The organism is Luteibacter sp. CQ10, from assembly GCF_040900725.1.
GTDB lineage: Bacteria > Pseudomonadota > Gammaproteobacteria > Xanthomonadales > Rhodanobacteraceae > Luteibacter.
Genome location: NZ_JAEUYM010000002.1, coordinates 410,590 through 422,343, shown reverse-complemented (window position 1 = coordinate 422,343; position 11,754 = coordinate 410,590). Strand labels below are relative to the sequence as shown.

Here is an 11,754-nt window from a genome sequence, read left to right as displayed (position 1 = left end):
GAACCCATGACTTCGACGAAGACCGTGGCACCCGCCACGGCGTCGACCTTACAGGCGCCTGTCACGATGATCAGATCACTCGACAACTGGGAGCGTGAGGACTTGCTCGAATACCTCGCGTCACACATGGACCGAAGCTCCGCCCCTGGCGATCTCTGGCGCCGCACGTCCCTTGCGCAGCCCGAGTTCTATCTCGCCTTCAAGGGGTCGTTCGGTATGTCGCCCAGTGCGTTGCTGCAACGGTTGCGCATCCACCACGCCGAAAAGCTCCTGCTCATGGGGAAGTCGGTCGAGCAGGTGGCCTCGGCGTTAGGCTACCGCGACAGTCGAAGTCTGGTTAGGGCGTTCCGCCAGCTTACCGGGGTCACGCCGGACGCATGGCTGAAGCGGCGGTCGTGAGCGAGGCCACCTATGGCTTATCGATAGCTAAACATGAATGCGATGACCTCGCTGAGGATTGCCCATGCAACTGAAGACATTCCTGATGATTGCCGCATGCGCCACCATCGGCGTGACGGAAGTCGTCGACGCCAGTGAGGGAGGATGGATACGGACGAACGGATCGGCATCCCGCCGCCCCGATGCGAAAGTCCTGGGCCAAGCAGCGCCGGATCTTCCTGTATCTATCGTGGTCGTGTTGAAGCTCAGGCACGAGACGGCAGGTGTCGAGACCAGCCGACGACACGCGCTACCCGACGGTGACTTGCCCGGGGACGGCGAGGCCGGCGTGTCGCAGGGCACGCGCGTGGCGGCCCCCAGCGCGGCCGATGCCCGAGGGGTCATGGATTACCTTCGCTCCGAAGGCTTCACCGATATCGAAGACGCGCCCAATCATCTCGTGGTCTCGGCAAACGGCACGGTGGGGATCGCGCAGCGCGCGTTCCACACGACGATCGTACGCCTTTCCCATTCGGACGGCTCTGAGATCACGAACCTGACGGTTCCCATGGTCCCGTCGTATCTGACCCAAGTCGATCAGGTGCTTGGGTTGGACAGTTCCCAGCGGGCGCACACGTTGACGCATCACTAGGTCGTCGCGCTGATCGCCGTCTTCGGCTTCGTGCGTGCATTGTGTGACGCAGTACGCGCTTTGTCTTCGCTGAAAGCAGCGAGTGAGATTCACCTCCATCATCGTGCGGAAAGGATTCGTAAGCGCGGCGAAAAGTTCGCGCTCGATGCATTGTTGGATTGAAACCGATGGCATAGCGTTGTTGTCGTGATCCCGCACTCAGGCGGACGACGGTCGAAGGCTCGAACGAGAATCGCGTGATCGATGTAACGGTCTCGATGCCTCTCCACCTTCTGTGGGTCACCACGCGTCGGCGGACATCTCCATCGTCAGCGCCTGACTTGTGTGTTGCGATCGATGTCGAACCGGCGCCGTTCCCGATAAGGGACTCTCGCTCGATCTCGAAGGAATGCCATCAACGAGTGTGGTTACGCCGTGAAGCCTGGCCACCCTTTCATGCTCCACATCGTCAGATCCCTTGGTCTACCCCACGGAAAAGGAGTATCACGAATGAGTTCTTCCACGCACTCCCGCAATCGTCTCAAGAGATCGCTTCTGTCTCTTGCCACTCTTGCGGCGCTAGGCGCCGGCACGGCACACGCATCCTCGCCAGCCCAGCATCGGTGGATCAGCACCCGCACGTCGGTGTCCCAGCACCTCGATGCCCACTTCGATGGTTACGCCCCGGATGATCGTCCGGTGTCCATCGTGGTTAGCCTCAAGCTCAGGAACCAGGATGCCCTGAATGAATACACCCGGGAGGTGAGTCGCCCCGGAAGCCTGGTATACCGTCGATATCTCAGCCGCGACGAAGCCAAGGCGACTTTCGCGCCGACCGATGAGCAAGCCCAGAAGGTTGCTGCGTATTTGCGCGAGCACGGGTTCACCGACGTGCAAGTGTCCTCCAACAATCTGCTGGTGACTGCGAAGGGTAACGTCGGATCGTCACGACAGGCATTCCAAACGAGCGTGGCGGAGTACGTCCGTGGTGGCGTCCGCGCGATTGCGAACGCGTCGGAGGTGAAAGTGCCCGAGGAACTGTCCCAGGTCGACCGGGTGCTGGGCTTGGATACGGTGGACCAACTGCAGACATATTCCCGGCCACCGTCGGAAGCGAGGCCCGATTACACCGTGACGGCAAGCGGCGCGCACTCCTACGACCCAGAGGAGTTCGCAAAGGTTTACCACGCGGTGGATACCGGGCCCGCCCTCAACACCACCGTCGCGGTCATCGGTTGGGGAAATATGACCAACCCGCAGAAGGACTTGGCGAAACTCATCGCGGACAAGGGCCTCCCGAATGTTCCGACATCGATTTACTCCGTCACGCAGACGAGTAACGATGATAGTGATCAGGTAGAGTGGGCGATGGACGCTCAGGCCATTGTCGGAATAAGCGGCGGCGTCAAGAAGCTAATCTTTTATACGTCAGGGGGGCAGTATACGAGGGTTAACGACCAAGGAAGTTCGTCAGGCGCGAATACGGCGGAAATATTGAAGGCGATTAACCGGGCAGTGAGCGATAACGAAGCGAAGGTTCTGAACATGTCGTGGGGTATTCGCGAGTGTGGATCAAGCACGGGCTCTGGCTTTGCTGATAGTGCCTTTCAGCTGGGCGTCGCCCAAGGCCAGACATTCGTGGCATCGTCGGGCGACAACGGCGCGTACCCTTGCGCGCTTCCTTTTAGGAATTTGCCCGCAAATGGCACCTACGGCGACAGGTCCAATCCGCAAGTGAGTTATCCGGCGAGTTCGGAATTCGTCGTAGCGGTAGGCGGCACCACGCTGACGACGACACCGCAGGACGCCTACATCAGTGAAAAGTCCTGGCCATACAGTGGCGGTGGAACCAGCACGCTCCGCGCCCGACCTGCTTGGCAGCCAACGGCTGGAAAAGGGCGCCAAGTTCCGGATGTTGCTTTCGACGCAGACTGGGACAACTCCCCCATTCGTTTCTACGTCACCGCGAGCTCGAATTCGGGTGTATCCGCCAGCAGATACGTCACCAACGGCGGAACGAGCCTTTCTGCGCCATTGTTTGCCGGCGCCTGGGCTCGTCTGGAGACCGCGAACGGAAACAGACTGGGATTCGGGGCGCCGGCGATCTGGAAGTATGCGGCATCCAACCAGGCAAAGCTCCCGCTTCGCGACGTAACGACCGGCGACAATGGTGGATACAGCGCGGCGGCGGGATGGGACGCGGCTACCGGTTGGGGTAATTTCGACATCGACGCGGTCGCGCGTTTCATCGCCAGCAATCCAGGTTTCATCGACGCGACGAATGCCTCGACGAAGCCTTGATCGGTGAGGGATGGGTGCTGGCCCTCACCGGCACCCGTCGCAGGGCGGCGTGCTCATGCACGCCGCCCCTTTCTTCGAAAGCGTCCTTCCTGGCGGCAGGCATGCGGTTCGGTCACCGTGACAGCCCTGCTGGCTCGCGAATGCACGCTGCCCGCCAGCCGATGATGGAAATACGGTTTCGATACTGCAACTGAAGCGGAATGTCCTTTGGGTGCTCGAGGTCTCAAGCCGCCCAATGCACTACGCAGACTCGCTGGGCTGGTGCACTTATCGATGCCAAAGATCCCGTGCGTCGTGCTGGTTAACCGTGATTTACGAAAACCTTACGCAAAGATGGCGAGCGACTGCATTTGGAAGTAGGAATGGCGCCCTATATTCCAGACATAGTGATTAACCAATCGGTGAGGTTCGGATGAGCAAGAGGTTTGAAGGTAAGGTAGTAGTCGTTACGGGCGGGAGTGACGGCATCGGTTTGGCGACCGCCAAGCGATTCGTGGCCGAAGGAGCGAAAGTCTACATCACGGGTCGTAATTCGGAACGGCTCGAAAAGGCCTTGGTTGAGATCGGAGACGGCGCCATCGGCGTGCAAGGTGATGCCGCGAACGCGGCCGACCTCGACCGACTATATGACCGCGTACGGAGCGAGCAAGGCAAGCTGGATGTCGTGTTTGCCAACGCCGGTGCCGGCGAAGACGAACCGAGACCGCTGGGGAACATCGATGAAGACGGCTTCAACCGTGTTTTCGGTCTAAATGTTCGTGGCGTGCTTTTCACCGTGCAGAAAGCCCTTCCGCTTCTGGAAGCGGGTGGCGCCGTCGTCCTCAATGGATCCATCGTCGGCAGCAAAGGCTTTCCTAACCAATCGCTTTACAACGCGAGCAAGGCAGCAGTGCGCTCGTTCGCGCGAAGCTGGACAGGTGAGCTGGGGCAGCGAGGCATACGCGTGAACGTGGTCTCCCCCGGCTCAACGGAGACGCCTCCCGTGCGCCGTTATTTTGATGAGCATCCGGGGTTCGAAGACATGCTGATGCAGTCGGTGCCTCTCGGTCGTCTCGGACAGCCTGACGAAGTCGCTAGCGCCGTTTTGTTCCTGGCGTCCAGCGAGAGCAGCTACATCGCTGGTGTGGAGCTTTTCGTAGACGGCGGATCCGTCGCCATTTGAATCCCTTTCCCCGCGTGCGCCGCTCGCCTCAAGCCTGAGCGAGCGGCGCCAATTGACGCAGGGAAAGGGTGTCGCATCGGTCATGGCTTGCAAGGAAGCGGGGGAATACGGAGGCCCCTGTTAGCTCATTAGGTATCCGAGACCGTCGCTCGCGAGCGGGCGATCCCATCAAGGTATGGGCGGATCACGCCGGGTGGTATAACCACGCACCAAACCGGCACCGACGTCTAACTGTTCGCGTTGCACGGGCCGCAACAGGAGCAGCCCGGCCGTGCGAGCGACTTCGGCATCACTCACGTCGCGCTCTATACCGACGATATCGAGGCGTCCGTCGCGCGTTTCGAGAAGGCGGGCGGCAAGGCCCTCACGGCGCCGCGTGCCATTCCGTATGCGACGGAAAAGGGTCCGGGCAACAAGGTTTGTTATTGCCAGATGCCTTGGGGCGCGCCGATGGAATTTATCACCACGCCGGATCGCATGCCGTATCACGATCATACAGAGCTGCGCAGGTGGCAGGACGAGGGCTGAGGGGAGCGGGGCCGAAAGATGGCGTAGCAGCATTCCGCAGGGCAAGGCGTGGCCTGAACGCACCGAGACCCGTGCCGGAATGGCATCTGGCCTGTTGCTATCCTAGGGCGGGCCGCGATCCGGCGGCCATGGAAGGAGTCGCGATGTACCGGCAACGCTTGCGTCCCCCTGGCATGTCCGGTCATTCCGCGCGGGTGGCCCTTGCCACTTTACTGGTCGCCTCGGCCCCGCTAACGCACGCCACCGATGTGAAGGAGACACCCCGCATGAACGCGTCTACCGCTCACGTGACCGCCGAGCAGGCGATGCATGGCATGCTCGAACTGATCCGCGCCACGCCATCAGTGGCGGAACTCACGCCGGAAGCGATGGGCGAGCGCCTGGGCCTGCCCATCAAGCGCCTGAGTACGGGTCATTTCGGCTACGCGCAGCCGCTGAGCGGTGGTTGGGCCTTCAGTGTCGAGCGGCAGCAGGTGGGTTCCCTGGGGCCGCGTGTCGACCTGATATTTTCCCCGATCGGTGAAGACCGCCCGGCGGCGACACCGATCTGCACGCCTGACTTCGGCCACTTCACCAAGGAACTGGAGCGCATGGGCTTCAAACGACAGCGCGCACACGGGGAGCATGGCCGCTGGACCTACGACGCCTTCGACCGACCTGGCCAGCATGTCGAGGTTTACCCCTTGGTCACCGAGGGCGCGGATGCCGCGTCGGCCTGCGTGCAGATGGTCCTTGTGCGCTAGAGGGAGCCGGCCGTGCCATTGAATGCGAAAGCCGAAGCGGTCCTCCAGGCGTTCGGTAAAGAGCCTGGTGTCACCCCCGACCAACTGAAAAACCTGACCAGTACGATCAATGCATCACCAGCGCTGGTCGATGAGGTCAATCGTGCCGTCGATGCGGCCACCTGCAACGCATCGTCGCATTGAACAACCCGCACGCCGGCGGCGAGTACAACGCCAGCGCACACGAAATGCGCCTGCCTCTCACCTCGATATCGACACCAGCGGGCGGCCAGTACGACGCCTATGAGACTACGTTTGTACTTGGCCATGAATTGCAGCACGGGTTCAACGCGGCTGATATCGCGAAGGCCAATACGCAATTCAGCCGCGACCTTCAGGCCGTGGCGCAATCGAAGACGATGCTTCACGATTACACGAAGCCCGTGGGCGACGTGATCGCTGCGAGTCGCCGTGACGAGGCCGGTGCGGAAATCTCCGGATGGAACGCGACGGTCAGTGCCGCGCGACTAGACGCGATGACGAACCATGCGGTTGCTCCCACGCTCGAAGACATCTACAAGCGTAACCCCGGGCGCATGGGCGATTTCATCCACGTCGATCGTAGCCACTTTCCCGCGACGTACAGCCTGCGTTCCAATCTCACCGTGAACGCCGACCTGACCATGCCCTCCACGCCGGCCAATATCGAAGGCATGGGCAAGAACTACTTCGACCGGTCAGCGACGCTTGGGCATAACGGCAACTCGTCATACGCGAACTATTACGGCGCCTGGGCCGTGGGCGTGGCCGACGGACGTACCGCCTTCGACCTAGAGCAACGCGAACGCGATCTGCTCTTCGGTGAACTTCGATTTCTTCATGGCAAAACCAAGTCTGGGATTGGGTTAGTTTCGCCGAATTTCTCTACTTTGGGATGGCTCAAAAAGCCGGGAGGCGGTCACGACGGCGACAGTTTTTTGCTCTTGGTCGACGGCAAAGTACAGCGGAAGGAACGGACTTTATCACGGCCGCTGTTAACCTGCGGGCGCAGCTCGGGCACCAAGACCACGCTCCTTGTCATCGTTTGCAGACAGTCAGGTTTCTTTAAAACTAAACTTCGACGCGATGTACTTGGCCGAATTCTCGATGTATGGGAATACCGTGCTCTCGTTGATGTTTAACTGATCCAGCTGCCTGAGAATATGCTGCTTATTCGACACGCTGATACGTTGGATTGAGATCTCCGGACTTCCATTTTCCTCCAGGGTCGCGTCTTGGCCAAAGAGCAAAAACGCGCCAGATTGAAAAGCAATCCTGCTATTGGTGTGCTTTCCCTTGACGCAGATAACAGACTGAAGGTGGCGCGGGTCCAATCTGCTCTCGAAGAAGGGTTTTTCTTCCTTGACGAAATGCAGCAGGCGCTTGACCGCCGACTGCTTATTGAACTTGCGCACATCATTACTGCTGTAGTCAATCGACTTCTTTGAATCCTGTGGCAGCCTGGTCAAGTTCGCGATGCAGCTGGCCGTATCGGAGTCGAAGTATTTAACCTGGGCTCGATCCATGGCGAATACGATCACTTCGCCTTCGTCGTTTGGATTGCTCTTGCAGGCAAAGTACAACGCAATGAGGGGATTCGACGAAATGTCGAGGAGGCGCGTAGGAAGAGAGTAGTGCTGCATCCTGACAAGTCGGTCGAGGGTGTACACATCACCATGGAAATCAATGGAGTTCGAGACGAGGAGCTCCCGGTACATCCGGTCTTCGGCGTCGCGGTAGATGAAGTTACCGCGTTCGTCCTTGCGACGAATGGACGGTTCGAGCCTGTATTTTAAGCGGTTAGAGTGCCCGCGATAAAACACCTCACTTCCGTGGTGGACCATGTCCAGCACGTGCGAAATAAACGTGCCGACACTGTCGGCCTGAAATTCGGGGGGCGGAGCGGGAGGGAGATCTTCCTTCTCAACCTTTGGACTTGTCGCGTTGCCGGGAACGATGCCAGCATGTATGAGTACTTCGAATAGGTCTTCATCCTTAATCGCCCAGTGAGTTCGGTTGAGCTCCCAGTCGCGGATGTCCAGGGCCATCCGGAGCGGCTCGATTCGCTCGAACGGAATCGGTGGAATCCGAGGATCGAGCTCCGGCTGGATATAGAGCAGGCTTCCACTGTTGCGCGGCTTGACCGTCTTCAGTCGCCCGACGCGCATCGGTTCGTCGGTCCCTTCGTAGGCAAAGAGGCATGGCAGCTCCACGAGCGCCTTGAGCTGTAACTCTTTCAGCTCCCGGAAGCTAGTGGCGATCTCTTCGCTTGTGTACTCGAGGAACCGGCCACGGGGGTACTCATAGCCGATCCGGTCCCACGCGCCGTCGCTAGCTGTGACGAGAAAGTTGAACATGTGCTTAGAGGGTCGCCCGGTCCGAATCTATGGTTAAAGGTAGCAGCGCCGCCACCCTGCTACTCAAGTTGCTCAGCGGCACGCTGGTCACGCTCGCTCAATGATTGATGGCCCGCGCCCGTCCACCCCGGCATTATCGTCACCGTTGAACCCTCCAGTCTCTGTCGAAGAGAACGGCTTCGTTTGTGAGAAATACTACTGCGCGGTCTTTAAGGATGCTTGCCGCCGCTGGGCCGTACTTCGAAATCTCATCGATTGCAATGAATGTTTGCTTCCCGGAGAGTGGGTACTCGGAAATCAACCGAGCGACCGCGCCATTCTCTATGTTTTTGAATAGAACTGAGTCGTGAGACAGTGTCGGTAGTTGGCTAACTTTGAGCACAGTCAGGTCCAATGCCACAAGGGCCGCATACGCGGTACCAGTGCCTGAGTCCTCATACACTTCGTAAGAATAACCACGATCAGTCAAGCTCAGATGGGGGCTTTTCCTTTCTTCGCCGTAGACACTTGTCATAGCTCGGCGTAATCCATCGTTTATTGCAGACTGAACAATTTGCGTGGCAGCCAATTTTGCTTCTTCCAACGTCTTTTTTAGATCCTTTACGCCGCTAGCTAGCTGCACGGCAAGTTCGAAAGCGCTATTTTCTTCCGTTGCTTTTGTAAGAGCCGTGGCAAGCTCGAAGACCCTGTCGACGATCACGGTTGGTTGATCAACAGAGACAAGCGCATCGGAGATCTTACTGTCGATCAATTTAAGCTCGGCTGACACCTCTGCCAAGCTACGTTCTGTGCTGGCCTCTGCCTCTTTCAACTGGGCTCTGAGAAGTCGCGAGATTTCGCTGTGGAACGTTTCGACCTGAGCCAGCCGTTCCTCATTAACGTTCGGAAAGTATGCCCTGACGCCGTCGAAGTTCTTGCTTCGAATGAAGCGGTTGCCGTCTAGGTTCTGCCGAATCCTCGAAAGCTTCCCTTCCAACTTTAGCTTCAACGGAAGGAGCAAGTCCTTGGAGCTTTTTAGCTCAACAACTTTCCGATTCACAATTTCTGCAATGTTCGTAGCGAATCGCGCGAGGTTGTCCCTTATCTCGCTGAGTTCGTTTTTTGCTTTGTCGATTGCATCGATATTTTTGTTGTAGTCTCGCTTGCCAATCTTCGGTACGAGCTTCGCATTCATTGCAGTCCGCAAGGCCTTCTTTTCTGTGTCTTTGGCGCGCAATCTCTCATGGGCGTCTCGAATGCCCGCATACCGATCAAATGCTTTTAGAAGATTGTCGACGCACTCGGCCCCGGACTCTGCGCGGAAAGCATGAAGAGGCTTATGAACGTCGAGGTTCTCCTTTCCCCAGATTCGAAAGTAAAGGTTGACTAAGGAGCGGAATGTCTGGCCGCCCCTGATCGAATACTGGCTGTTCAACCATGATGTGTATTCGACAAGGGATAGGAATGATCCTGTGCTCTCGCGTGTAGAAGTGCAAATGTGAACAACTGCGTTCTCATAGGTCCCGCGGCGAAAATGGTAGTCGGTACCGTCGAATGTAAAGGTTATGAAGTAGTCGTGGTCGCCTAGTTCGGAGACTACATCTTTGTTGTGAAGCAATAGCGACATCCCGCCGAAGGCGAAGTCGATGATCATCAGTAGGGTAGATTTACCGATGGAGTTGGTGGCGTTTTCGTCGCCTAGGACGACGTTCAATCCTTCCCCGAATCGCACTGCGCCTCGTCTAAAACGATCGCAGAAGACTTCAGCCAACATAACTTATCCTGTCGCTCGCATCGGAGAGGTCTATCCGGTTTAGGACGTAAAGGAGATCTAGGGTCAGAAGGAATTGATCAATGCTTTCAAACTTTTGTTCCACGCGCTCGAAGAGGGCTTGGGGCGAGATGGGGTCAGGGCCCTGCGCGAGTATGATCGGTGCAAGACCCAGGGCCGATTCATTCAAACTCACAACCTTGTTTGGGACAATCATTCAAAGACCTCGCAGTTCTGCACAAAGTAAGCGGCAACAATTTCGGCGGCCTCGATGGCTGAAGGTTTTGTCTTCGCGTCTATCCACTCGACCATGCCTTCGTAGATTGTGCTTTGCGGAAATTTCATGGATTTGAGCTTAAGGTAATACGTGCGCACCTGAGAGTAGATAAGGTCCGATGAGTGCGGGCTCTCCTTTTCCATTTCGTCGAACTTCCCTCGGATGAGTCCGTAGTAGTCAGTCACGTTGTGCTTAATTTTTCGGCGCACGATTAGTGGCACGGATGCCCCAATCTTGTCGTCCACCCTCTTCGGGTGATATTGCAAAGCGACCGATCTGCCTGGCTCGTTCTCGTCAAAGAGTGCTGATATCACAAGTTGTATGTTCGACTCGATTTGGTACTGAGTGTGAAGCGCAGTGCGCGCATCGCTGGCTATAAGAGTCTTCTTGATGCCGACGAGTTGCCGGTATCCCTCAACCGTTCGAGGCTTGTCAAACTTTGTATGACAATCGGTGCATAAGGGGATCAAGTTGTCGGGATGATTGACATCTTCCGAGAGCCGTTCTTCATCCTTCAGTAATGCGAATTCATCAACAGTCGGATTCAATGGATAAATGTGCGCAAGCTCATATAACTTTTGCTTCGAAGACTGCTTCGTATAGAAGATGTCACGGTCGCACTTTGGGCAACGCAACCCTACCTGCGAGACGAGAGCAATTTGCGTCGCACTGCCGTATGTTTTTCGCGGGCTATTCACCGGCGGAGCTCCTTCGTCTCGATAATCTTGAACATTTATCGAGCGCTTCGCGGATATTTCGCACCAGATCGAGGCCGTCCTGATCCGAATTGGCGAGGGCTCGGAGATGGTCGTTCACCGCAATGTCTCCATCGCCGTAGCTTCTACGTAGACATCTTCAGCTTCATCTGCCTCCCTGACGGAAGGCGAAAAACTGAGTTTGGCGAAGTCGAAATTGAGGGGGGCACTCAACAACCGAGCTCCGTGCGGAGTCGGCAACTGAGAGCCGATCGCGATGTTCCATTCCGGTGGGGGCTTCGTAAGCACGCCGAAGAGAGCCGCTATAGGTATCCGATGCTCACGCAGGCAGTGGCTGATCCGTTCAGTTAGCGGAGCGACGATGCCGCAGCCAAACGCAACGATTCGCGCTAGCTCGAGAACATCTTTGATGTCGTCCGCAGTATTCATGCCACTCCATGTGCTTTTTTATGTCCACGACCGAGGCGGACACACCCGTAGAAACATCTGTCGGCGTGATGTGACAGAACTTTAGCGCTAGCGGCGCCTCTAGACTTTGCCCATGCGTCCCGCGTTTTCGAGGTGCAGGCTAGCGACAGCGGCTGCGCAGCCGAATTTCTGCACCTTCGACGCTAGAGAATCAGGACACGGCCCATCTCACATCTGTTTGTATAGTCCATATTATGCTGATAAATCAATAGCTTAACTTGACTTCACGAGCACGTGGTGCGACGTTCGAAAGTGGCGGTTTCTGCCGCTTTCGAGGTCTGAAGGTCGGTCTCGCCGAGCTGACCGACGCCTTCTCAACCACAGTGACATCGGAGGCCTATCGCGTGAAGCATGCCATAAAGTTAGCGATATCAACTAGTTAGGCAAGGAAAGGCCCCCCGAGGTGCGAACCCGAGAGGCTTAAA

13 protein-coding genes are annotated in these 11,754 nt (G+C 57.3%); 8 read left to right on the top strand and 5 right to left on the bottom strand.

The window, feature by feature from the left end; translation table 11 throughout:
- Positions 1 to 66 precede the first annotated feature (66 nt).
- The 8 genes from JNG39_RS10785 to JNG39_RS10750 all read left to right on the top strand — a co-directional run bounded on the left by JNG39_RS10785 (position 67) and on the right by JNG39_RS10750 (position 6,903).
- Positions 67 to 399 carry a helix-turn-helix domain-containing protein gene (locus tag JNG39_RS10785; RefSeq protein ID WP_368311383.1) on the top strand — a complete coding sequence of 111 codons (333 nt, stop codon included), beginning with the start codon at positions 67 to 69 and terminating at the stop codon, positions 397 to 399.
- 64 nt (positions 400 to 463) lie between these two features.
- Positions 464 to 1,030, top strand: coding sequence for a protease pro-enzyme activation domain-containing protein (locus JNG39_RS10780; protein WP_368311382.1), 567 nt, complete (start codon positions 464 to 466; stop codon positions 1,028 to 1,030).
- A gap of 489 nt (positions 1,031 to 1,519) precedes the next feature.
- Complete coding sequence (locus tag JNG39_RS10775) at positions 1,520 to 3,310, top strand: protease pro-enzyme activation domain-containing protein (protein WP_368311381.1); 1,791 nt, start codon at positions 1,520 to 1,522, stop codon at positions 3,308 to 3,310.
- 412 nt (positions 3,311 to 3,722) lie between these two features.
- Positions 3,723 to 4,472: an SDR family NAD(P)-dependent oxidoreductase gene (locus tag JNG39_RS10770; RefSeq protein ID WP_368311380.1), complete on the top strand. Its 750-nt coding sequence runs from the start codon at positions 3,723 to 3,725 to the stop codon at positions 4,470 to 4,472.
- Between the two features lie 240 nt (positions 4,473 to 4,712).
- Positions 4,713 to 5,000, top strand: coding sequence for a hypothetical protein (locus tag JNG39_RS10765; RefSeq protein WP_368311379.1), 288 nt, complete (start codon positions 4,713 to 4,715; stop codon positions 4,998 to 5,000).
- 266 nt (positions 5,001 to 5,266) lie between these two features.
- Positions 5,267 to 5,743, top strand: coding sequence for a hypothetical protein (locus tag JNG39_RS10760; protein ID WP_368311378.1), 477 nt, complete (start codon positions 5,267 to 5,269; stop codon positions 5,741 to 5,743).
- A 12-nt stretch (positions 5,744 to 5,755) separates the two neighbouring features.
- A complete protein-coding gene (locus JNG39_RS10755; protein ID WP_368311377.1) occupies positions 5,756 to 5,926 on the top strand; it encodes a hypothetical protein in 171 nt (56 codons plus the stop codon).
- On the top strand, positions 5,923 to 6,903 hold the full coding sequence (locus tag JNG39_RS10750; protein ID WP_368311376.1) for a hypothetical protein: 981 nt from the start codon (positions 5,923 to 5,925) through the stop codon (positions 6,901 to 6,903). Before JNG39_RS10755 ends, JNG39_RS10750 begins: the two co-directional genes overlap by 4 nt.
- Here the strand turns inward: JNG39_RS10750 and JNG39_RS10745 are convergent.
- The 5 genes from JNG39_RS10745 to JNG39_RS10725 all read right to left on the bottom strand — a co-directional run bounded on the left by JNG39_RS10745 (position 6,817) and on the right by JNG39_RS10725 (position 11,290).
- Positions 6,817 to 8,118 carry an FRG domain-containing protein gene (locus tag JNG39_RS10745; protein ID WP_368311375.1) on the bottom strand — a complete coding sequence of 434 codons (1,302 nt, stop codon included), beginning with the start codon at positions 8,116 to 8,118 and terminating at the stop codon, positions 6,817 to 6,819. The two genes, JNG39_RS10750 and JNG39_RS10745, sit on opposite strands and share 87 nt — an antisense overlap.
- Positions 8,119 to 8,257: 139 nt before the next feature.
- Positions 8,258 to 9,871 carry a DUF2326 domain-containing protein gene (locus JNG39_RS10740; RefSeq protein ID WP_368311374.1) on the bottom strand — a complete coding sequence of 538 codons (1,614 nt, stop codon included), beginning with the start codon at positions 9,869 to 9,871 and terminating at the stop codon, positions 8,258 to 8,260.
- On the bottom strand, positions 9,861 to 10,085 hold the full coding sequence (locus JNG39_RS10735) for an ABC-three component system middle component 7 (protein WP_368311373.1): 225 nt from the start codon (positions 10,083 to 10,085) through the stop codon (positions 9,861 to 9,863). The genes JNG39_RS10740 and JNG39_RS10735 overlap by 11 nt, the downstream gene beginning before the upstream one ends.
- On the bottom strand, positions 10,082 to 10,843 hold the full coding sequence (locus JNG39_RS10730) for an ABC-three component system protein (protein WP_368311372.1): 762 nt from the start codon (positions 10,841 to 10,843) through the stop codon (positions 10,082 to 10,084). The genes JNG39_RS10735 and JNG39_RS10730 overlap by 4 nt, the downstream gene beginning before the upstream one ends.
- A gap of 114 nt (positions 10,844 to 10,957) precedes the next feature.
- Positions 10,958 to 11,290 (bottom strand): hypothetical protein, encoded by a 333-nt coding sequence (locus tag JNG39_RS10725; protein WP_368311371.1) that lies wholly within the window; start codon positions 11,288 to 11,290, stop codon positions 10,958 to 10,960.
- Positions 11,291 to 11,754: the final 464 nt, after the last annotated feature.

Bases quoted from the DNA above. Each gene is read 5' to 3' on its own strand.
- JNG39_RS10785 (WP_368311383.1), top strand. From the start codon at position 67: ATGATCAGATCACTCGACAACTGGGAGCGTGAGGACTTGCTCGAATAC.
- JNG39_RS10780 (WP_368311382.1), top strand. From the start codon at position 464: ATGCAACTGAAGACATTCCTGATGATTGCCGCATGCGCCACCATCGGC.
- JNG39_RS10775 (WP_368311381.1), top strand. From the start codon at position 1,520: ATGAGTTCTTCCACGCACTCCCGCAATCGTCTCAAGAGATCGCTTCTG.
- JNG39_RS10770 (WP_368311380.1), top strand. From the start codon at position 3,723: ATGAGCAAGAGGTTTGAAGGTAAGGTAGTAGTCGTTACGGGCGGGAGT.
- JNG39_RS10760 (WP_368311378.1), top strand. From the start codon at position 5,267: ATGAACGCGTCTACCGCTCACGTGACCGCCGAGCAGGCGATGCATGGC.
- JNG39_RS10745 (WP_368311375.1), bottom strand. From the start codon at position 8,118: ATGTTCAACTTTCTCGTCACAGCTAGCGACGGCGCGTGGGACCGGATC.
- JNG39_RS10740 (WP_368311374.1), bottom strand. From the start codon at position 9,871: ATGTTGGCTGAAGTCTTCTGCGATCGTTTTAGACGAGGCGCAGTGCGA.
- JNG39_RS10735 (WP_368311373.1), bottom strand. From the start codon at position 10,085: ATGATTGTCCCAAACAAGGTTGTGAGTTTGAATGAATCGGCCCTGGGT.
- JNG39_RS10725 (WP_368311371.1), bottom strand. From the start codon at position 11,290: ATGAATACTGCGGACGACATCAAAGATGTTCTCGAGCTAGCGCGAATC.